This is a genomic window from Streptomyces sp. NPDC058326 (assembly GCF_042879855.1).
Lineage (GTDB): Bacteria > Actinomycetota > Actinomycetes > Streptomycetales > Streptomycetaceae > Streptomyces.
Map to the genome: position 1 here is coordinate 441,459 of NZ_JBHVZO010000005.1, position 20,608 is coordinate 462,066.

16 protein-coding genes are annotated in these 20,608 nt (G+C 72.5%); 3 read left to right on the top strand and 13 right to left on the bottom strand.

All coding sequences use genetic code 11. The features are described from left to right. Positions 1 to 38: 38 nt before the first annotated feature. The 7 genes from ACFVYX_RS13400 to ACFVYX_RS13430 form a co-directional block, all read right to left on the bottom strand. Complete coding sequence (locus ACFVYX_RS13400) at positions 39 to 860, bottom strand: serine protease (RefSeq protein WP_389681461.1); 822 nt, start codon at positions 858 to 860, stop codon at positions 39 to 41. Positions 861 to 1,013: 153 nt separating this feature from the next. Further along, a complete protein-coding gene (locus ACFVYX_RS13405) occupies positions 1,014 to 2,561 on the bottom strand; it encodes an RNA polymerase sigma factor (protein ID WP_389681462.1) in 1,548 nt (515 codons plus the stop codon). Positions 2,562 to 2,940: 379 nt separating this feature from the next. Continuing rightward, positions 2,941 to 3,828 carry a FadR/GntR family transcriptional regulator gene (locus tag ACFVYX_RS13410; protein ID WP_389681463.1) on the bottom strand — a complete coding sequence of 296 codons (888 nt, stop codon included), beginning with the start codon at positions 3,826 to 3,828 and terminating at the stop codon, positions 2,941 to 2,943. Between the two features lie 160 nt (positions 3,829 to 3,988). Beyond that, positions 3,989 to 5,770, bottom strand: coding sequence for an ATP-binding cassette domain-containing protein (locus ACFVYX_RS13415; RefSeq protein WP_389681464.1), 1,782 nt, complete (start codon positions 5,768 to 5,770; stop codon positions 3,989 to 3,991). 122 nt (positions 5,771 to 5,892) lie between these two features. Then, on the bottom strand, positions 5,893 to 6,717 hold the full coding sequence (locus tag ACFVYX_RS13420) for an NUDIX domain-containing protein (RefSeq protein WP_389681465.1): 825 nt from the start codon (positions 6,715 to 6,717) through the stop codon (positions 5,893 to 5,895). A gap of 109 nt (positions 6,718 to 6,826) precedes the next feature. Next, entirely contained in the window at positions 6,827 to 8,899 is a 2,073-nt protein-coding gene (locus ACFVYX_RS13425) for a glycogen debranching N-terminal domain-containing protein (protein ID WP_389681466.1), read from the bottom strand. 124 nt (positions 8,900 to 9,023) lie between these two features. Then, the gene (locus ACFVYX_RS13430; protein WP_389681467.1) at positions 9,024 to 10,448 is read right to left on the bottom strand and encodes a DUF4192 domain-containing protein; all 1,425 of its coding nucleotides are present in this window, start codon (positions 10,446 to 10,448) and stop codon (positions 9,024 to 9,026) included. A 141-nt stretch (positions 10,449 to 10,589) separates the two neighbouring features. On the opposite strand from ACFVYX_RS13430, the gene ACFVYX_RS13435 reads away from it, so the two are divergent. After that, entirely contained in the window at positions 10,590 to 12,773 is a 2,184-nt protein-coding gene (locus ACFVYX_RS13435) for a RecQ family ATP-dependent DNA helicase (protein ID WP_389681468.1), read from the top strand. 228 nt (positions 12,774 to 13,001) lie between these two features. Next, complete coding sequence (locus ACFVYX_RS13440) at positions 13,002 to 13,631, top strand: hypothetical protein (RefSeq protein WP_389681469.1); 630 nt, start codon at positions 13,002 to 13,004, stop codon at positions 13,629 to 13,631. A 58-nt stretch (positions 13,632 to 13,689) separates the two neighbouring features. On the opposite strand, the gene ACFVYX_RS13445 is transcribed toward ACFVYX_RS13440, so the two are convergent. The 5 genes from ACFVYX_RS13445 to ACFVYX_RS13465 all read right to left on the bottom strand — a co-directional run bounded on the left by ACFVYX_RS13445 (position 13,690) and on the right by ACFVYX_RS13465 (position 19,218). Beyond that, positions 13,690 to 14,328 carry a hypothetical protein gene (locus tag ACFVYX_RS13445; RefSeq protein WP_389681470.1) on the bottom strand — a complete coding sequence of 213 codons (639 nt, stop codon included), beginning with the start codon at positions 14,326 to 14,328 and terminating at the stop codon, positions 13,690 to 13,692. A 106-nt stretch (positions 14,329 to 14,434) separates the two neighbouring features. After that, positions 14,435 to 15,145, bottom strand: coding sequence for a ribonuclease HII (locus ACFVYX_RS13450; RefSeq protein ID WP_389681471.1), 711 nt, complete (start codon positions 15,143 to 15,145; stop codon positions 14,435 to 14,437). A gap of 848 nt (positions 15,146 to 15,993) precedes the next feature. Next, a complete protein-coding gene (locus tag ACFVYX_RS13455) occupies positions 15,994 to 16,902 on the bottom strand; it encodes an ADP-ribosylglycohydrolase family protein (protein WP_389681472.1) in 909 nt (302 codons plus the stop codon). Positions 16,903 to 16,914: 12 nt separating this feature from the next. Next, the gene (locus tag ACFVYX_RS13460; RefSeq protein WP_389681473.1) at positions 16,915 to 17,574 is read right to left on the bottom strand and encodes a histidine phosphatase family protein; all 660 of its coding nucleotides are present in this window, start codon (positions 17,572 to 17,574) and stop codon (positions 16,915 to 16,917) included. A gap of 33 nt (positions 17,575 to 17,607) precedes the next feature. Beyond that, positions 17,608 to 19,218, bottom strand: coding sequence for an ABC-F family ATP-binding cassette domain-containing protein (locus ACFVYX_RS13465; RefSeq protein ID WP_389681474.1), 1,611 nt, complete (start codon positions 19,216 to 19,218; stop codon positions 17,608 to 17,610). 142 nt (positions 19,219 to 19,360) lie between these two features. Between ACFVYX_RS13465 and ACFVYX_RS13470 the strand changes: the two genes are divergently transcribed. Next, positions 19,361 to 19,945 carry a TetR/AcrR family transcriptional regulator gene (locus ACFVYX_RS13470; protein ID WP_389681548.1) on the top strand — a complete coding sequence of 195 codons (585 nt, stop codon included), beginning with the start codon at positions 19,361 to 19,363 and terminating at the stop codon, positions 19,943 to 19,945. Between the two features lie 46 nt (positions 19,946 to 19,991). Here the strand turns inward: ACFVYX_RS13470 and ACFVYX_RS13475 are convergent, their stop codons facing one another. Then, the gene (locus tag ACFVYX_RS13475; protein ID WP_389681475.1) at positions 19,992 to 20,597 is read right to left on the bottom strand and encodes a YdbC family protein; all 606 of its coding nucleotides are present in this window, start codon (positions 20,595 to 20,597) and stop codon (positions 19,992 to 19,994) included. Positions 20,598 to 20,608: the final 11 nt, after the last annotated feature.

Genomic DNA, 20,608 nt, shown 5'->3' on the forward strand with positions numbered 1-20,608 from the left:
CGTATCGCATCCGGCGTCAGACGCGGTTCAGGGGCCCGTCAGAGGCGCGCCGGAAGTACCGCGGAGACCCGCGTGTAGACCCCCGGGTTCTCCGCCTGCCCGCAGCCGCTGCCCCAGGACACCAGCCCGATGAGCAGCCCCTTGGCCACCAGCGGGCCTCCACTGTCGCCCTGGCACGCGTCCCTGCCGCCCTCCGGGTCGCCCGCGCACAGCATCGTGTCGCCCCGGTACGCCACACCGCCGGATCCTCCCGGATACGCCTGTTGGCACGCGTCGTCCGGCAGCACCCGCACGGGCGCTGTCCGCAGTGTCGAGGCATAGGTCCCGTTGCCGGTCGTATCGCCCCAGCCGTAGACGTTCGCCTCCGTCCCGGGCGCCTGCACGGCGTCGCCCGCACGGGCGACGCCGATCACGTACGACTGCGGCAGCGCGCTCACCAGCGTCAGCACCGCGAGATCGCCGGAGTTGGTCGTCGGGTCGTAGTCGGGGTTCACCCAGGTGTCCGAGATGCGCACCTCCTGCCCGCCCTGCCCGCGCAGCGCGGCTCGGCCGGCGATGACAACGAAGTCCCGCACTTCCCACGGCTCGCCGCCGAGCACCTCCCGCCCCAGGCAGTGGGCCGCCGTGAGCACCTTGGTGGGCGCGACGACCACACCTCCGCAGAACTGCCCCCCGCGCGTACCCCCGAACCGGTCACGGCTGGACAGCGCCACGACCCAGGGCGCGTCCGCGATCTGGGCCGGGCGCCCGCCCACCACGACGCTGTCGGCAGCCACGGGGGCGGCGGTGGTGGCCTGCCCCGCCGCTACGGCGATCAGGCCCAGAGCACCCGTCAATGCTCGGGTGAGAGAACCACGCATGGAGCCTCCTGACTCTCCGGTGATGTCGGTTCACCCAGCGTCCAGCACCGACACGCGCCGTGCACCCCAGCACGCCGGAGGGCCCGGCTCCCTCTCGGGGAACCGGGCCCTTCCGTCTACCGCTCCGCGCCACGTGTCCGCGGCATGTACGGATCAGTCGAGGTAGTCGCGAAGCACCTGCGAACGCGACGGGTGACGCAGCTTCGACATCGTCTTCGACTCGATCTGGCGGATCCGCTCGCGGGTCACGCCGTAGACCTTGCCGATCTCGTCCAGCGTCTTCGGCTGACCGTCGGTGAGGCCGAAACGCATCGAGACGACGCCCGCCTCACGCTCGGAGAGCGTGTCGAGGACGGAGTGCAGCTGCTCCTGGAGGAGCGTGAAGCTCACCGCGTCGGCCGGGACGACCGCCTCGGAGTCCTCGATCAGGTCGCCGAACTCGCTGTCGCCGTCCTCACCCAGCGGGGTGTGGAGGGAGATCGGCTCACGGCCGTACTTCTGGACCTCGATGACCTTCTCAGGGGTCATGTCGAGCTCCTTGGCCAGCTCCTCCGGGGTGGGCTCACGGCCCAGGTCCTGGAGCATCTGGCGCTGCACGCGCGCGAGCTTGTTGATGACCTCGACCATGTGCACCGGGATACGGATGGTGCGGGCCTGGTCGGCCATGGCGCGGGTGATCGCCTGACGGATCCACCAGGTGGCGTACGTGGAGAACTTGTAGCCCTTGGTGTAGTCGAACTTCTCGACGGCGCGGATCAGACCCAGGTTGCCTTCCTGGATGAGGTCCAGGAAGAGCATGCCGCGGCCGGTGTAGCGCTTGGCCAGGGAGACCACCAGACGGAGGTTGGCCTCCAGGAGGTGGTTCTTGGCCCGGCGGCCGTCCTCGGCGATGATCTCCAGCTCGCGCTTGAGCTTCGGAGCGAGCTTGTCCGAGTTCGCGAGCTTGTCCTCGGCGAACAGGCCGGCCTCGATGCGCTTGGCGAGCTCGACCTCCTGCTCGGCGTTGAGCAGCGGGACCTTGCCGATCTGCTTCAGGTAGTCCTTGACCGGGTCGGCGGTGGCACCGGCGACGGCGACCTGCTGCGCCGGAGCGTCATCCTCGTCCTCGTCGGACAGGACGAAGCCCTTGGTCTCGCCCTCGGTCTCCTCTTCCTCGCCCTTACCGGGCGCGACGTCCTCGAGCAGCTCTTCGCCCTCGACGATTTCGTCGGCGTCCTTCTTGGACGTGGTCTTCTTGGCCGCCGTCTTCTTGGCGACGGTCTTCTTGGCCACCGCCTTCTTGGCGACGGTCTTCTTCGCGGCCGCCTTCTTGGCGGCGACTCCGGCCTCGTCGGCCGGGTCGGCGCCCTCTGCCGCGGCGGCCGAGGCGGCCGTGACGCTGGTCTTCGTCACGGTCGTCCTGGCGGTGACGGTCTTGGTGGCGGTGCGCTTGGCCGGGCTCTTCGCTGCGACGCTCTTGCGGGCGCGCTTCGGCGACTCCGCTGCACTGACCATCAGCGTCACACCCTCTTCCTCGAGGATCTGATTGAGGCTGCGCAGAACATTCTTCCACTGGGTTGGCGGAATCTGGTCAGCCTCGAAGGCCCGACGCACGTCATCGCCGGCGATCTGCCCATCAGCCTTTCCCCGCTCGATGAGCGCCATCACAGACTCGGACTCGGCGATCTCCGGCGGGAGCGTACGGGATGTGCTGGCCGACACGAACAACCTCTCGGAACGATGGAAACGGCTTCCGGCCCCGCCCTGGATGGGGCTGGAGCCGACGACCGTCGACGGGGAATGTGCCGACGGCGCGGGCTGGACCGGGGAACTGCACAGCGCCTCTTCCGGCGGCTGTATTCCTTCCTCGGCTGTCACCTCTTAGGTCATCGCACGGCTCGGAGGAGTGTTACGCCCAAACTTCGTGGCCCCAGTCACACCTCATGCGCGACAGAACGGCACAGAGCGGTAGGTAAGGGTACATCCGTGCCGCCGGAACCCTGTCGCCACCCGGGGAATCCCCGCCGGACCCCCCGGGTGCCGCTCGGACCCGGGGGCACCCGACGCCCGGCCCTCCGCACTCACGGCCACGACCCGCGGGTCAGTGTTCGCGGGGGGCGGGGACGACGCGCTCCACCTCGGGGTGGACCGTGAGCAGCTGCCGCATGGCCGTCTCGGCAGCCAGGGCGTCCCCCGCCGCGAGCGCGTCCACGATCCGGGCGTGGTGCGAGAGGCAGGCCTCGCTCGGGCGGTCGCAGCCCGTGACGGGGCCGCCCGACACCTGGAGCGCGGCGCCGACGATGCCGGAGAGGTGCTCCAGCATCCGGTTCCCGGCGAGCTGGATGAGGAGCGAGTGGAACTCGGTGTCGGCACGGGAGAAGGTGATGCCGTCCCCCTGCGCGAACGCGTGCCCCATGATCTCGACCATGTCGGCGAGACGCTGCTGGACGTCCTCCCGGCCGTGTCCGGCGGCGAGACGAGCGGCCAGGGGCTCGATCGTCCAGCGGAGCTCGTTCAGCTCGCGGCGCTGGTCGTCGCGCTGCGGGCCGAAGGCACGCCACTCGATGATGTCGGGGTCGAGGAGGTTCCAGTCGCTGACGGGCCTGACGCGCGTGCCGACGTTCGGGCGGGCACTCACGAGCCCCTTGGCCTCCAGCACGCGCAGTGACTCGCGCACGACGGTGCGCGAGACCTCGAACCGCTGGCCGATCTCCTCGGGGACGAGCGGACGGTCGGCCCCGAGGTCGCCGGAGACGATCATCTGTCCGAGCTGCTGGACGAGCTGCCCGTGCAGCCCTCGGCCCCGGTTGCCGGTGCTCCTGCGGCCGACGCGGCCCAGGTCGGTGTCCACACCCTCCCAGGAGGGCGGGCCCACGCGGCCGGCGGCGGGCGCCTCCGCGTAGGGGTAGCGGTCGAGATCGCCCGGGGTGCCGAGGCCGGAGTCGACGGAGCGGGCGGCGGTCATCATGGTGTGCGCAAGGGTACTCACGCATCCTTTGTCGGCGTTGCCTCCGTGACCCTTGAGGTCTTTGGTGAAAAGCACACGAAAGGGTGATCGGCACCCCCTGCGCAATTGACGATTTATCGGACATACGGGGCGGGGGTCAAGGGAGTTGACAGCGAACCGGAACGTTTCAGCCAGCGAGTGATCACCAACGGGCCTTACGACGCAGGCCGGTGAGCACATAGGCACACAGCAACCCGGTCAACGTCAGCGAGAGCGCCACCCCCGCGGGCTGCCCGAGCACCCGCAGCCCCCCGGTCAGCCAGCGATCGACCGCCGGTGACCACTGCGGGCCGGCGAACTCGCGCAATCGCGCGGGCAGTCCCGCGGCCGATCGCACCGACGGCCCCGTCAGCACCTTCTGCAACAGCGGGACGAAGGCGACCGGCACAGCGAGGACCGCGGCCACTCCGGCCGCCGCCGCCCGGAACACCCCCGCACCGAGCACCCCCGCCCAGGCGCAGCCGACCAACAGCCCCAGCCAACTGGCACAGAGTGTCGGCCAGTTCTTCGGGACGGTGATCGAGTCGGCACCGTAGACGAACCTCAGGGCCTCCAGATCGGCCACCACGACGGCCACCCCGAGCCCGAGGGCCACGCCCGCCGCCACGGCGAGCTTCGCCAGCAACAGTCCCGGTCTGCGGGGCACGAATCCCCGGCCCGTCGTGAGCGCGGGGTAGCGGTACTCCTCACCGAAGGAGAAGGCGCCGAGGAGTCCGGCCCCGAGAGCCGCGGGCGGCAGCGGGGAGAGCGCCGGCCAGCCGGCCAGGACGGCGGGCAGCGCGGCGCCACCGCCCCGCCCGAGAAGCAGGGCGAGCGTCACGGAACCGAGCAGGACGGCCGCCGCGACGAGCGGCGTGGACGGCACACCCAGGAGCCGATGGATCTCGTACCGGAGCGGACGCAAGGGCGCGCGGGCCGGCCTGCGGACACCGCCCGACCCCCCGTCCGAGGTGTCCCGCGCCGCACCCACGGGCTGCGGCTTCGCGTCGGCGGACGCCTCACCGGTTGCCCGCTCCCCCGATGTGCCTCCCGCCGGGATCCGGGAAACGGGCCCGGTGTCACCGGTCTCGGCGGCGAGTCGGTGGATCGGCACACCGTGCCGGAACGCCGTGTCCCCGACGGCCGCGCAGTCACTCCCGTAGACGAACAGGCGATTGCCGTCCTCGGTGACCACCTCGACCGGGCGGCGCGCCGCTCTGGCCTCCTGGGTCACCACAGCGGCGAGCCTCGCGGCCTGGGGGGTACGGACGGCGACCCGCGGCCGGAGCCGGGTACGGGCGAACTCGGCGACGTCCTGGTCGGCGACGAGCCGACCACCGTCGAGCGTGACGACCCGGTCGGCGTTGCGGGCCGCGTCCTTCGGGTCCTCCGTGGCGTAGAGCACGGTTCCCCCATCGGCCGCGTGCGCACGCAGCAGCTCGAACAGCCACGCGCTCTCGGGTACGGAGAGTCCGGCGCCCGGCTCGTCGAGCAACAGGGTGTGGGGGGAGCCCAACAGGGCGCACGCGAGGCCGAGTCGCCGGTCCGCTCCGATCGGGAGGGTGCCGATCCGTCGGCGTTCCAGTCCGGTGAGGCCCACGGCCCGCGTGAGCGCGTCGGCCCGTGAGGCGGGGACCCCCGCGGCGGCGGAGAGCATCCGCAACTGGCCTCTGAGCGTGCGGGAAGGATGTCCGGGGATGTCACCGAGGAGCACGCCGACCTCTCTCGGAGGATGGGCGATGCGGTGCAGCGGCCGGCCCCGGAAGTAGGTGATCCCCCGACCGGGCTCGAGTTCGAGCATGAGCCGGAGTGCGGTGGTCTTGCCTGAGCCGGAGGGTCCGAGAAGGGCGGTCACGGCACCCGGCCGGGCCTCGAAGGTCAGATCGTCCACGGCGGGCGGGCGATCGCGGCGGGGAGTGCTGGTCAGTCCGATTGCCTGGAGCATCGCTTCTCTCGCGGTAGATGACACCGCTCCGCGGCAGGGCGGCGCTACCGCAGCAAGATAACGCTACATTTCGGACTTTCAACGCAGGGTTGGGGCCCTGGGGTGCCGGATGTACCGGCCCGTCAGACCTCGGGACGCAGCATCGGCGGGTTGAGGAGAGTGGCCCCACCTGCCCTGAAGAGCTGGGCGGGACGCCCGCCCTGACGGGTCGTGGTACCCCCGGCCGGGACCAGGAAGCCGGGCGTGCCGGTCACCTTCCGGTGGAAGTTGCGCGGGTCCAGGGACACGCCCCAGACGGCTTCGTAGACGCGTCGCAGCTCTCCGACCGTGAACTCCGGCGGGCAGAAGGCCGTGGCGAGGGAGGAGTACTCGATCTTGGAGCGGGCGCGCTCCACGCCGTCGGCGAGGATCCGGGCGTGATCGAAGGCGAGCGCCTCGGGACTCCCGTCCTTCTCGTCGGCGGCGCCGGCGTCGTCGGCCGCTCCGGCCGGGTCCGCGCTGCCGAGCGCCCCGGCGATCATGTCCTCGCCGAGCAGTTCCTCCACCGGGGCCCAGCGGGCGCTGTTCGCGTCGCCGCCGGCTCTCGGCGCGGGAAGGTCCGGGGCCAGCGCCAGGTGGGCGACACTGACCACGCGCATGCGCGGGTCACGGTCGGGGGCCCCGTAGGTCGCCAGCTGCTCGAGGTGGGCGCCGTTGCTGGGGACGGGCGGTGGGGCGGCGGGGTCGTGGGCGCAGAGGCCGGTCTCCTCGACCAGCTCACGGGCGGCCGCCGCGCCGAGGTCCTCCTCCGCGCGCACGAAGCCGCCGGGCAGCGCCCAGCGCCCCTGGAACGGCGCTTCTCCCCGTCGTACGACCAAGGTGCAGAGCGCGTGGCGGCGCACCGTGAGCACGACCAGATCGACGGTGACGGCGAAGGGCGGAAAGGCCGACGGGTCGTAGGGAGGCATGCCGCGATCATAGTCGTCTTCCTGACGATAAACACGCCCCTCGGAAGCATCGGCGACGACTTCCTCGCCCTGCCGCACGGCTTCTCTCGTGTCTGTGCCCGGCATCCCGTCACACCCCCAGCTGAAGGCCCTCAGCGGCCTCCTCGACCATACCGAGACCGAGCCTGCCGACCCGCACCGCGAACGGCTCGCCCGCGACCACGAGCCCCGAGAACCGGATGGCGCCGAGGGGGGCCGACCGCAGGGGGTGCGTCGACACGGAGCGGCCCGGTGCGTCGGGCCGGATCCCGGCGAGGGCGAGCAGGGCGTGGACGGCTCCGGCCGCCGCGACGGCCGCCGGCCGGCATGCTGCCGGGTGCGGCACCGGGCGCCCACCCGCCGTGCGCTGCTCCCCCGCGAACATCTCGGGCAGCCGGTAGCTGAAGGCCTCCGACGCGTCGAGCAGCCCGCGCAGCAGGGAGGCGGCTTCCTTCTCATGGCCGGCTGCGGCGAGCCCGGCCACCGCGACCGCCGTCTCGTGGACCCGTACCGCGCCCGCCCGGTGGCCGAAGGGGTTGTAGCCCGGCTCCTTGGCGCCGAGGCCGCGCAGCCCCCAGCCGGAGTCCAGGGCCGGGGCGCCGAGCAGCCTCGCCACCTGTTCGGTCTGCACCCTGTCCAGCAGACCCTGCGCGTAGCGGCCGCCACCCAGCAGTCCCGTGTCGAGCAGGTGCGCGGCCCAGCCGCCCAGGTGGCGCCCGCTCCGGCCGTCCCTCTCCCGGCTGACGGCAGGGCGGCCCCCCGCCCGGTCGTCGAGCCAGAACTCCCGGCGGAAGCGCTCGCGGAGCGTCCATGCCCGTTCGCGCAGCGCGTCTCCCCCGGGTCTCCCGCAGCCGTCGAGCAGGTCCGCTCCGAGCAGGGCCGCGCGGTGCGCGTGTGCCTGTGTCTCGGTCCGCCAGGGCCCGGCCGGCCCCGGGTCCGGCACGAGTCCGTCCCCTCCGGTCGCCCGGCGGAGCCAGTCGAGGCAGCGTTCCGCGACGGGAAGCAGCTCCTCCAGGTCCGCCGCCGGCAGCCCCCAGCGGCGGGCCTCGGCGAGAACGACCGGAAAGGCGAGAGTGGCCTCGGTGCCTGTGCAGCGGGGCGGCAGATGCGGTCCCGCGTCCCTGAGGGGCCCCGGGATACGACCGGACCCGGGCCCCGAGCCGCCGAGTTGGGCGCGGCCGAGGGCGCGCAGGGTGGTGACGGCGAGCCGGGTGCCGAGGGGAAGGGCCATCCGGGCCGCCCAGAGTGCCTCGGCGGTGACCGGTCCGCACCGCCAGGGGACGCCGGCCGCGAGATGGACGTCCGCGGGATGCGAAGGGTCACGCTGGAGCAGGGCCCGCAGGTCCTCGACGGACACGCGCAGCAGTTCCCCCGCGCGCGGATCGTCGCCCTCGGCCCGGGCGTCGGCGAGGAGGTGGCCGCCGGGCCGTCCGGCGGCCGCTCCCGAGGGGCCGGGGGAGCGGGAGGTCGAGTCGTCGCGTACGCGTAGCCGGACGGTGAAGGCGCCACCGGGCGCCACGTCGGCCTCCCAGCGAAGCACCCCGGCCGCCGCCAGGGAGTCCATGGGCGGCGGGTCCGCCGTGACGGCGACGGCCCGGCCTTCACCTGTCCAGCGGAGACCGGTGCCGTGGACGCTCGCGGTGAGCTCGGGTAGGGACCGGCCGGACGCCACCGCGCCCAGGTCCGCGAGATCCGTGCCCAGAGCGATTTCCACAGGGAGCCGGAGCGGGCGGGCGGCGGCACTGCGCAGGGTGATCCGTTCGGTGCCGTCGGCGCTCCGAGTGCGTTCGACGGTGAGACCGGGGTCGGGACCCGTGTCTCCCGGCACACGGAGGACGCCGAGGAAGACCGCCCGGTCGGGTGCCGCCATGCGGCCCTGGAGGGGGACCGGCTCGCGTCCCGCCACCCGGAGGACGCACCGGGAGAGGAGCCGCCGCCCCGCCGCGTAGACGCCCTCGGGCCCTTCGCCGGTGAGCTGACCGTGCTCGGCGCAGACGGCCAGAGCGGGAAGGGCCACACAGAGAAGCGCGCCGTGCACCGGGGGAAGCTCCATGGGGCGCGCCGCGCGTGGAGCCACGGCTGCGGTGCCGGACGGGCGTCCGGGCGAGTGAGCGATCGAGGGTCCGGTGGGGCGGCCGGGGGCCGGGGCGGGGCTGAGGGCCATGGCGGATATGGGGTGCTCTCTGTGCGAACCGGGCGGCCGGCGGAGTGTCGGCGGGACGGCTCGGACGGCTCGGACGGCTCCGCCAGAGAGCTGAACGCGCCTGCGGGCAGCCGGGTCACGGTCGTCATCGCCCACTCCTCGTGCCGCGCTGTCCGCCGTGCCGCGGGGACCCGCTTCCCGGCTTCCCCGTGGCGGGTCCACTGGGCCGGACCCCGGCCGTCGTCCGGCGCTCCGCTCCACCGGTCTGGCGACCGGGTTTCCGGAGGGTCTGCCGGGTGCTCTGCGGGCGGGCCGTGCGCATCCGGACGCGTCGGGAGACGGCGGGAACGGGCGGTTCCACAGCGGCTCGGGTGTCCCGCTCGCTCCGCAGGCAGGAGCGGAGCGACTCGGGGTCGAGCCCTTCGTTGCACGCCTGGTGCAGCAGCCGGGCGAACACGTACTCGGGATCGGCGTCGAGTGCGAGTCCGAGGGCGACCCGGGCGGTCGGCTCGTCGCCGGTGGACCAGGCGACCCAGCCCGCGAGGGTGAGGGGCGCGGCCGCGTGCTCCTGGTAGGGGCTGACACAGCGCCTGGCCAGGACGCGCCAGAGCCGCAGGGCCGCGGTGCCCTCCCAGCCCTCCATCCATTCGGCGGCGCGGTCGCGGGTGACCCGGTCCTGGAGTCCGATGATCAGCGCGGCCGCTTCGTCGATCCCGACCAGGGCGTCATCGGCCGCGTCGCCCTCGACCGTTCCGGCGCCGGCCCTTGCCACGTTCAGCTGCCCCGTCCGGTCCGTCGGACCGCTCGGGCCCACCTGGCTCGGGCGCTTCGGGTTGACGAACCTGCGGAGGACGGCACGGGCGAGCCGCAGCGTCGTCTCACGCACCTCTTCCCGCCCCTTGCCTTCTGCGCCTTCGAGGATCCGGGGGACGATCGCGGCGGCCGTCGCGTCGAGTGCCGCGCGCTGTTCCTCCTCCGCCGGGCCGCCGGAGGGCTTGAGCCGCCCTTCCATGTCCCGCAGGGAACCGCGTACCTGGAGTCCGGCGTAGGCCGCGGCGGCCGCCATCACCGAAGTGCCGCTGAGGGCGAGCGGGGTGCCGTCCGGCGGGCAGCAGCGCGTGTCGGGGCAGCAGTAGGAGAAGTAGAGACCGTCGGAGATGCAGAGGGCCTCGTAGACAGGGATGTCGAGAGCGCCACAGGCGGTACGGAGGTGCTGGGAGAAGGGGCGCAGTCGTTCCATGACCCCGCGGCCCGTCTCGCCGGCCCGGGGGTCCTGGCAGAGGAAGACGACGATGCCGTCCGGCCGCGTGCCGCTCCTGCCTCCTCCGTCGATGAGGCATTCGGCGAGGTGTCCCGCGGTGGACGCCCATTCGTGGGGCGCGCTCGGAATGCCGAGCCTGACTCGGCCGCCGAAGCGGCCGCGCTCGCCGTGGAGGGCGACCAGGACGACGGAGTCGGTGGGGTGGAAGCCCAGCATGAACGGCAGGGCGTCGGCCAGTTCCGCCGGGCCTCGCAGGGTGATCTGCTGGGTACGGGAGGGTCCGCTGGATTCGTGGTGATTCGCGTTCATGGTCAGGACGGTCTCGTGATCTCCCGAAATCCGAAACCCCTGTGGATAACTCCTGGAAGGGGGTGTCGGCCGACCGTCGAGTTGTCCACAGGCTCGGCCGCTCATTCGCGCGATGTCCGAGGCATCGGGTTGCATGGAGGCATGACCCACGCAGATCCCCTGGAAGACCGCGCAGCGCTCCGGACCGCCGCCGACGCCGTGCTCGCCCGTCTCGTATCGGACCCGACCGGCAAGGCGAGACTGCGCGAGGACCAGTGGCGCGCCATCGAGGCGCTCGTCGCCGACCGGCGCAGGGCCCTGGTGGTTCAGCGGACCGGCTGGGGAAAGTCGGCCGTGTACTTCGTGGCGACCTCGCTGCTCCGGGAGCGCGGAAGCGGCCCGACCGTGATCGTCTCCCCGCTGCTCGCGCTGATGCGCAACCAGGTGGAGGCGGCGGCTCGGGCGGGCATCCGCGCCCGGACGATCAACTCGTCGAACACGGAGGAGTGGGAGACCGTCCAGGAGGAGGTGTCCGCCGGCGAGGTGGACGTGCTCCTGGTGAGCCCCGAGCGGCTCAACAATCCCGACTTCCGCGACCAGGTCCTCCCCCGGCTCGCGGCCGCCACCGGGCTGCTCGTGGTCGACGAGGCACACTGCATCTCGGACTGGGGGCACGACTTCCGGCCCGACTACCGCAGGTTGCGCACGATGCTGGCCGACCTGCCGTCGGGGGTGCCGGTGCTCGCCACGACGGCGACGGCGAACGCCCGGGTGACGGCGGACGTGGCCGAGCAGCTCGGCACTGGCGCCGGCACGGACGCCCTCGTGCTGCGCGGACCGCTGGACCGCGAGAGTCTGAGCCTGGGGGTGGTCGGACTGCCCGACGCGGCCCACCGGCTGGCCTGGCTGGCCGATCACCTCGACGAGCTGCCGGGTTCCGGGATCATCTACACGCTGACGGTCGCCGCGGCCGACGAGGTCACGGCCTATCTGCGCCAGTGCGGGCACACGGTCTCGTCGTACACGGGCCGGACGGAGAACGCCGACCGGCAGCAGGCGGAGGAGGACCTGCAGGCCAACCGCGTCAAGGCGCTGGTGGCGACGTCGGCCCTCGGCATGGGCTTCGACAAGCCGGACCTGGGCTTCGTGGTGCATCTCGGGTCGCCTTCCTCCCCGATCGCGTACTACCAGCAGGTCGGCCGGGCCGGGCGAGGCGTGGAGCACGCGGAGGTGCTGCTGCTTCCCGGGCAGGAGGACGAGGCGATCTGGCGCTACTTCGCCTCGGTGGCCTTCCCGCCCGAGGAGCAGGTACGGCGCACGCTCGACGTGCTCGCACAGGCGGGCCGGCCGTTGTCCCTGCCGGCCCTGGAGCCCTTGGTGGAGCTGCGCAGGACACGGCTTGAGACGATGCTCAAGGTCCTCGACGTGGACGGCGCCGTACGGCGGGTGAAGGGCGGCTGGGAGAGCACGGGCCGGCCCTGGGTGTACGACACGGAGCGGTACGCGTGGGTGGCGCGTCAGCGAGCGGCAGAGCAGCAGGCGATGCGCGACTACGCGGCGGCGACAGGATGCCGGATGGAGTTCCTGCGGCGTCAACTGGACGACGAGGAGGCCGCTCCGTGCGGTCGCTGCGACAACTGCGCGGGGAGCCGGTTCGATCCGAAGGTGTCGGACGCGGCTCTGGACGCCGCCAAGGGCGAGTTGGGGCGTCCGGGAGTGGAGGTGGAGCCGCGCAAGATGTGGCCGACGGGTCTCGCCGCGGTCGGGGTCGATCTGAAGGGCCGTATCCCGTCCGGCGAGCAGGCGTTCGGCGGCCGGGCCCTGGGGCGGCTCTCGGATATCGGCTGGGGCAACCGGCTGCGTCCCCTGCTGGCCGACACCGCGCCGGACGGGCCCGTGCCCGACGACGTCGTGCGGGCGGTGGTGCATGTGCTCGCCGACTGGGCCAAGGGGCCCGGCGGTTGGGCCTCCGGTGCGCCGGACGCGCCGGCCCGGCCCGCCGGGGTGGTCACGGTCGCCTCCCACCGCAGACCGCGACTGGTGGGTTCGCTCGGGCAGCGCATCGCCGAGATCGGCAGGATGCCCCTGCTGGGTGAGGTGGAGTACGCGCCCGAGGCGGAAGAGATGCGACTGTCCCGGACCAACAGCGCCCAGCGCGTGGTCGGGTTGCAGCGCACCCTGACGGTCTCCGCCGAGCTGGGTGAGCGGTTGGCCGCCGCCGGCGGGCCGGTTCTCCTCGTGGACGATCTCTCCGACAGCGGCTGGACGTTGGCCGTGGCGACGCGCCTGCTGCGGCGGGCCGGAGCGGAAGGGGTATTTCCGCTGGTACTTGCCGTCCAGGGGTGAAACAGGAGAGGAAACGGGGAGTGAACAATGGGCAACTGGGCAGGGATATGAGTGGCATACCAACCCATTCCCGTCAGCTGCCTCAATTGCTCGTTGCCGCTCGCGCACGGGCCAGCAAGAATTGGGAAACCGCCCCGCACGGCCCGTCAGCGGCCCTGAAGGACTGTGCCGTGGTGCGCCCTCACCCGACCTTGCCCGCCTCGCGGGCGCGTATCCGAAGGGAGGACCGTGACCCTCGGATTCGCTCCGCCCACAGCCACCTCGCTCAGATCGTCGTCCGAGTCCGCCAACCGCCTCGCCCGGATACTCGAGCCGGCCGAGTGGTCAGCGGCGGGCATCCCGCTGTTGCGCAATCCGCGTGAGGTCGTCGGCGGACTGCACTCCCGTCACACGCCCACGCCCTCGATGGCCGTTCTCGCGGTTCTGGACCACGAGGAACGACTCGCCGCCAGCGCCTCGTTCGTCCGGCGGCCCTCACCGGCCGACGGCTGGGAGTTCCGCAACGCGCTGCTTGCGCATCTGCGGCGGGTCATTCCGCACGACCTGCGCAGGCGCTCGCCCGTGCGGACCGCGGTCCTGCTGTACTGCCGTGAGGGCGACGAGCGTTGGACGGAGGAGGACGGAGCCTGGATGTGGGGGCTCCGGGACGCCTGCACCCTGCACGGGCTCCGCTGCGGCGCGTACATCACGCTGACCCGAGGGGGTTGGCAGGTGCTCGGCGAAGGCCGGGGCGGTCGCCGTCCGAGCTCCGACTCGCTTCCGCTGCCACTCGGTGACGGGCCGGCCGAACTCGGCCGGCTCACGCCGAGAACCGCGAGCGGCGCGACCGAGCCCCTGCGCAGGGCGGCCGCGCGCTGATCGCGTGGGCGACGCCCACCCCCGCCGGTCCGGTCCGGCCCGGCGGAGGGGTGGTCGGTCAGACTCCGGCGCCCGCTCCGAGGAGCGCCGTGACGCGCTGCGGGTCACCGCAGACGACAAGCAGCCCGGTCGCGCGGGCCATCGCCGACGGCAGGGCCTTGGCGGTCGACTCGTCGTCTCCGCCGTTGACGGCGACGATCACGACGGGCCGTGAGTTCGCTCGCTCCACGGCGGCGGCGTTCGCGAAGAAGACGTCGTCACCGGCGTCCTGCTGGCCCCAGTAGGCGGCCTCGCCGAAGGACAGTTCATGCGTGGTCCACGGGTGCGGATCGCCCGTGGTGAGCACGAGGACCTCGCCGGGTGCCCGTCCGCTCTCCAGGAGCAGGTCCAGGGCCTCTTCGGCGGCGTCGAGCGCGCCGTCGACGGGGGCCGGGATCAGCTGGAGCTGCGGCGCGGATCGCTGAACGGAACGATTCTCCGGAGTGGGCGCCGGAGACGGCCCGGCACCGGGGTGCGGGCGGGGCGCCGGCGGCGCGGGCCTGGCCGGACCGGGAACGGGGCGTCCGGGCCGCGGAGAGGCCGCGGAACGCGGGCCGGGTACGGGACGGGGGGTCGACGCGGGGCGGCCGGCGGCCGCGGTGGCGCGGGGACCCTGGGCGCTCTCGTGAATCTGAGGCTCCTCGGGGGTGAGAGGCATGGGTTGATGTCTATCAAACGCCGCTGCGCGAGGCACCGGCGGGTGGGCACACATATGCACCCCGGCCGTGCGGGAGGCCCTTGGGCAGGGTCCCTCGACCGGAAAGTCAGAAGTCGAAGCCGAGTTGGCCCCCGCTCTCCAGCGCGGCCGCCTCGGCGGAGAGGCGGACCTTCTTGAGATGGCGCCATCTGGGCATCGCGTCCATGTACGACCAGGAGAGACGGTGGTGAGGGGTGGGACCCCACTCCTCCAGCGCCGCTTTGTGGACCGGCGAAGGGTAGCCCGCGTTGGCCCCGAAGGCATACGCCGCGTACTCCTCGGCCCCGGCCTGCAGCTCCGCCATGACGGCGTCCCGGCGGACCTTGGCTATGACGGAGGCGGCGGCCACGGCGACGCAGGACTGGTCGCCCTTGATCACCGTGCGGACCTGCCAGGGGCTGCCGAGGTAGTCGTGCTTGCCGTCGAGGATCACCGCGTCGGGCCGGACGGGGAGGCCTTCGAGGGCGCGGACCGCGGCGAGCCGCAGCGCAGCGGTCATTCCGAGCTCGTCGATCTCCTGAGGGGTGGCGTCGCCGAGCGCGTACGCCGTGACCCACCCCTCCAGCTCCGCGGCGAGCGCGGTACGGCGCTTGAGGGTGAGGAGTTTGGAGTCGGTGAGGCCTTCGGGGGCCCGGCGCAGCCCGGTGACGGCCGCGCACACCGTGACGGGGCCGGCCCACGCCCCGCGTCCGACCTCGTCGACTCCGGCAACGATCTTGGCGCCGGTGGTGGCTCGGAGCGATCGCTCGACGGTGTGGGTGGGTGGTTCGTACGGCATGGCGCCTGACAGGTTACGCCGCCTGGTGCCGCCCGCGATACCCGGATTCCCCTCGGAGTCCGGGAGACCCCTCACCCCGAGTCGCCGGAGACCCCGCACGCCACCCCTCGGACGCTTCCCCGCCTGCGTCATGGGCGGAGCGGCGGCACCATGATCCGGTCGACGAGGTCGGCGATCCCCCGGCCCGAACATTCGCTCACGCACACCTTTGACCGGTACATCATCCTGACGGGCATGACGCCGAGCACCAGATCGTCGCCGGCGTCGACTCGCACCTATCCCCGCACGATTCCGCCGGTCATCACAGCCTTGAAGAGTCGGGCCGAGGGCTCGACCACTTCCGTGACAACCAAGCCGTGGAACCGTTCGGCGGACTCGGCGTCGCATTCGTGAAGCGCGGCGCGAATGGCTAAGCCTGGCTTGGAATGACGTACGGACCCGGCGGCACAGCTCGTACAGCTCCTCACGCACACCCACGAGGTCCGGTGCCTCGTCGAGCGTCGACAGTCCGGCCCGGAGCCCGTCGGCGACGAGGTCTTCCTTCGACGGCCAGCGCCGGTACACCGCGGCTTTACCCGCCTTCCTTCCGGTGACGGTCGCGATCGTCACCGGCGCGGGGCTCGCCCAACGACCGCTGCCGGTCTTCGGCATGGGCCTCAACTTCGTGACGCGCACGCTCGTGGCCGTCGCGATGGCGCTGATCGCGATGCGCATGGCCGTTCTGGACCAGGGGTCCGCAAGAGCGACCTGGAAACGCTCAGAGGCCGCGCGGAGGCCGCCGGGCCGGTCGCCTGAGAACGCCGATGCCCCTGGGACGCCGGTTCAGGGGCACAGGGACATCGTGGCGATCAGGCAGCCGTGGCCGGGAGCCAATCGGGAAGGGCCTCGGTCTGCCGCAGCCACTCCGCCGGTGGAGATCCGGCCGCCGTAGCGGCCACCACTCCGCCCGCGATGGCGCAGGTCGTGTCGACGTCACCGCCGACCTGCGCGGTCGTCCAGAAGACCCGCTCGAAATCACCGAGGCCACGTGCGGCCGACCAGAGGGCGAACGGAACGGTGTCGTGCGCGCTCGTCCGCCGGCCGCTGCCGAGCACCGCGGCGACCGTGCCCGCGTCGTCGTAGTCCAGCATGTCGCGGGCTCTGCGCAGCCCCGCCCCGACCGCGCTGCGCGGCACGAGGGCGACGACCCCGTCGAGCAGCTTCTCGGGAGTGGGCGGTCCCGCGGGGTCGGCGGCGAGTGCGGTAGCGGCGGCGACGGCCATGGCGCCGACCACGGCCTCACGATGCTGGTGGGTCGTATAGGCGGAGATCTCGGCCTGGTGGGTCGCCTGCTCCGGGTCGTCCGCGTACCAGGCTCCCAGCGGGGCGATCCGCATCGCGGCGCCGTTGCCCCAGGACCCTTGTCCCTGGAAGAGCGCGGCGGCCAGCTCACGCCAGTCGCCGCCTTCCCGGATGAGCCGAAGCATCCGGTTGACGGCCGGGCCGTAGCCCCGGTCGAAATCGTGGTGCTGAGCGAAGGACATGGCCAGGGCGTCCTGGTCGATCCGCCCGTGGCGGGCGAGGACGGCCAGGACGGAGCAGGCCATCTCGGTGTCATCGGTCCACTGCCAGGGGCCATCGGGCAGCTCGCGCCGCTTCAGCAGGGGATAGTTGGCGGGTACGAAGAACTGGGAGCCCAGGGCGTCTCCCACGGACAGCCCGCGCAGGCTGGCCAGGGCGCGGTCGAAGCGCCGGTCGAATGAGGAGTCAGCGGTCATCGGTCCGCCACTCTATCCGGTAGGCCCGTACGGTTCTGGGGTCCGCCAGCGTTCGAACGGCCGGTCGAGCCGGTATCTCCCGTCCTCGCCGAGCAGGAGTACGCGCGTCTCGGCGTTGCCGGGATTGGAGAGCGACTCGAAGTCCGCGACCGTCCAGTGGAACCAGCGCATACAGAACAGCCGCATGGTCAGTCCATGCGTGACGAGCAGGACGTTGGGCGGGTGATCGGGCGCCTCGAAGCTGCGGTAGAGGCTCTCCAGGAACGCCCCGACGCGGTCGTAGACATCAGCCCCCGACTCCCCCTGGGCGAAGCGGTAGAAGAAGTGCCCGTACGCGTCCCGGTAGGCCTTCTGCAGGCGTACGTCGTCCCGCTCCTGCCAGTTGCCCCAGTCCTGCTCCCGCAGCCGTGGCTCCTCCCGCACCCTGACCTGCTCCGGGGGGAGCCGGAAGGCGCGCAGGGTCTCGTGGGTGCGGCGGTACGGAGAGACGTAGACGCTGACCGCCTCCTCACCGAAGAGCTCCCGCAGCCGCTCCCCCGTCTCCTCCGCCTGCCGCAGCCCGGACGCGGTGAGCCGGAGCGCGTGGTCGGGCTCCCGCTCGTACACCGTGTCATCGACATTGCCCTCGGACTCTCCGTGCCGTACGAGAACGATGCGCCGCGGTCGTGCCATACCCCGACCCTAGAACGCCGGTCCCCGACAGGCTCAGCCGAGGAGGCGCCCGGAGTCCATCCGGCGTATGTGGCCGGTGAAGCGGCGGCGCAGCGCACGGTCGTGCGAGACGACGACGAGGGCGCCTCGCCACTGCTCCAGCGCCTCTTCCAGCTCCTCGACAAGACCGAGGGCCAGATGGTTTCCCGGCTCGTCCAAGAGGAGGAGGTCGGCCGGCCGGGCCAGCAGCCGGGCGAGCGCAAGCCGACGGAGCTGGCCCGCGGAGAGGCCTCCGACGGGCACATGCAGGTCGGCCGAGCGGAACAGTCCGTACGACAGGAGCAATTCGGCCCGCTCGTCCTCAGGGAGGGCAAGCCCGCGCCCGAAGCAGGTCAGCAGCCGCTCCTCCGGGCGCCGGACGGCGACGTCCTGCGCCAGGTACCCGATCCGACCGGCCCGTCGCACCTCCCCGGCGTCGGGGTGGACGGCCCCCGCCATGACCCGCAGCAGCGTGGACTTCCCCGCGCCGTTGCCGCCGTGGACGAGCAGCCGCTCCCCGGCCTGGACGGTCAGCGTGTCGACGTCGAGGCGGTCCGCGACCCGCACCCCGGCCAGGGTGACGAGGGCTCCCGCGACGGCGCCGGCCAGCGGTCTGGCGGTGAAGGACAGAGGCTGGGGCGGCTGGGGCACGGGCTCCTCCCGGAGCCGTCTCAGTCGCTCCCGGGCGTTGCGGACGCGCCCCGAGACGGAGGCCTGGACGCGCCCCGCCGCCCGGTCGAACGCCATCTTGTTGTTGTCCTTCATCTCCCTTCCGGGCGCGACGCCCCGTGCCGTTGTCGACGCGTACGCCTCAAGCCGTGCCGTCTCCGCGCACCAGTCCTCGTACGCCTCCTCCCAACGCCGTCGGGCCGCCTCCCGTGCCGCGCGGTAGCCGGCGTACCCGTCGCCGTAGCGCACGAGCGCACGACGGTCGGCGTCCACCTCCACGATCGCGGTGGTGACCCGCTCCAGGAAGGTCCGGTCGTGGGAGACCGCCACAACGGTGCCTCGGTGTGCGAGGAGGGCGTCCTCCAGCCAGTCGAGTGCCTGCGCGTCGAGGTGGTTGGTCGGTTCGTCGAGCAGGAGCACCTCGGGGACGGCGGCGACCGCGCAGGCGATGCCGAGCCGGGCCAGCTCGCCGCCCGAGAGACTACCGAGGCGTCGCTCACGTCCCGTCCGGGCGAGCCCGAGACCGTACAGGGCCTTGTCGACCCGGGCGTCCGCCTCGTATCCGCCCCGGAGCTCGTAGGTGGTGAGGAGCTCGCCGTACGTGTCGAGTTCCGCCGCGCCCGCGGTGTCCAGTCGGGTTTCGAGTGCGCGCAGCCGCCGCTCCATGGCGCGGAGTTCGGCGAGCGCGGCGTCGATCGCGTCGCTGACGGTGGCCTCGGGAGGCAGCTCGGGAAGCTGCGCGAGCATCCGCACGCCGCCGTCGGTGACGGTGACGACCTTGCCCTCGTCGGGCTGCTCGACCCCGCCGAGGAGGCGTAACAGGGTCGACTTCCCCGCGCCGTTCTCTCCCACGATCCCGATCCGCTCTCCGGGGCGTACGGAGAGTGAGACCTGGTCGAGGAGCAGTCGTTCCCCACGGCTCACGACGACGTCGTGCAGAGAGATCTGAGTCGGCAAGGGCGCCTCCACGAGTGACGGTCAAATGCAACACTTATTGCGTTAAGCCGAGTGTGGCACACTCATAGCCCTAACGCAACGGGAGTAGCAATTGAATGAGTCGATCGAGGGCCACCCCGCACCCGCACCCGCACCTGGCAGCATGCGCCCCGGCGGCCGCACCGCCCGCACCCGGGCTGCGGTGCGCGACGCCGTCCTGACCGGCCTGTCCGAGCACGGCTACCCGGCTCTCACCGTGGAGTACGTGGCGGAGCACTCGGGGGTCCACAAGACGACGCTGTACCGCCGCTGGGGCAGCGTCGAAGGGCTCCTCGCCGACGCGCTCGACCTGGCCGGCGAGGACGCCTGGACCCCTCCGGACACCGGCAGCCTCTGCGGAGACCTGCGCGCACTCGGGCACGAGGTCGTCGACGCCTTCGGCGACGGGGCCGCGGCGGCCGCCCCGACCGCGTTCGTCGGCGCCGCCTTCCAGTCGTCGCGGGCCGCCGAGGCCCTCCACGACTTCTACGCCGAACGCTTCCGGCGTTGCGAGGCCGTCGTCACCCGGGCCGTCGCCCGCGGCGAGGCGCCGCGGGGCACCGACGCGGCGGCGGTCGTACGGGCGGTCTCAGCGCCTCTGTTCCTCCGGCTCTTCGTCACCCGGGAACCGATCGACGGCGCGCTCGCGGACCAGACGGCACGAGCGGTACTCGCCGGCGTCGAAGCGGGCGCGTACGTCCCCGTGTAGGCAGCTTCACGGGCTGGCCGGAAAAGGAGCCCTCCCGGCGCCCTTCTCAGACCGTCCAGGACGGCTCGAGCTGCACCACGTCCCCGGCCAGGGCCGCCACGTCGGCCGCGGTCCTGGCGCGCAGACCGAGCCGCTCGATGCGCTCCACCCGGTACTTCCCGTGCTCCGCGGCGGACTGCCACATCGAGAGCACCAGGAACTCACTGCCGGGCGCCTCCCCGAACAGCCCCCTCAGCATGCCGGGAGACCCGGCCATCGCCGGGTTCCACACCTTCTCCTGCATGAGCGCGAAGTGCTCGGCGCGGTCCTCGTGGACGCGGCAGTGCGCCACGCGCGCCACGTCGGCGTCGGAGAACCGCGGCTCGAACCCCGTCTTCACGTCGAAACGGTGGTCGAACAGCTTGACCTGGGCGTCCTTGAACGTGCCCATCTGCGCGGTCGCGAGCCGATCATGGGAGCGCGCCATGAACGAGTCGTAGAAGGCCCTGCTCTCCCAGAACGCGAAGATATGGGCGACGTCCGGCCGAGCCCGGCTCCACCCGCCGCCCTGCCCCTGGAATCCCGGCTCACCGGGCAGCCCCGCCCATTTCCGCTGCCCCCGCTCGAACCCTCGACGGTCCACCACGGTGCAGCGAATCCACTTGACCAGCACCGCGCCATCGT

Excerpts from the sequence above, each read along its gene's own strand:
- ACFVYX_RS13400 (WP_389681461.1), bottom strand. The coding sequence starts at position 860 with ATGCGTGGTTCTCTCACCCGAGCATTGACGGGTGCTCTGGGCCTGATC.
- ACFVYX_RS13470 (WP_389681548.1), top strand. The coding sequence starts at position 19,361 with ATGCGCCCCGGCGGCCGCACCGCCCGCACCCGGGCTGCGGTGCGCGAC.
- ACFVYX_RS13460 (WP_389681473.1), bottom strand. The coding sequence starts at position 17,574 with ATGGCACGACCGCGGCGCATCGTTCTCGTACGGCACGGAGAGTCCGAG.
- ACFVYX_RS13435 (WP_389681468.1), top strand. The coding sequence starts at position 10,590 with ATGACCCACGCAGATCCCCTGGAAGACCGCGCAGCGCTCCGGACCGCC.
- ACFVYX_RS13415 (WP_389681464.1), bottom strand. The coding sequence starts at position 5,770 with ATGCTCCAGGCAATCGGACTGACCAGCACTCCCCGCCGCGATCGCCCG.
- ACFVYX_RS13450 (WP_389681471.1), bottom strand. The coding sequence starts at position 15,145 with ATGCCGTACGAACCACCCACCCACACCGTCGAGCGATCGCTCCGAGCC.
- ACFVYX_RS13420 (WP_389681465.1), bottom strand. The coding sequence starts at position 6,717 with ATGCCTCCCTACGACCCGTCGGCCTTTCCGCCCTTCGCCGTCACCGTC.
- ACFVYX_RS13425 (WP_389681466.1), bottom strand. The coding sequence starts at position 8,899 with ATGGCCCTCAGCCCCGCCCCGGCCCCCGGCCGCCCCACCGGACCCTCG.
- ACFVYX_RS13445 (WP_389681470.1), bottom strand. The coding sequence starts at position 14,328 with ATGCCTCTCACCCCCGAGGAGCCTCAGATTCACGAGAGCGCCCAGGGT.
- ACFVYX_RS13455 (WP_389681472.1), bottom strand. The coding sequence starts at position 16,902 with ATGACCGCTGACTCCTCATTCGACCGGCGCTTCGACCGCGCCCTGGCC.
- ACFVYX_RS13430 (WP_389681467.1), bottom strand. The coding sequence starts at position 10,448 with ATGAACGCGAATCACCACGAATCCAGCGGACCCTCCCGTACCCAGCAG.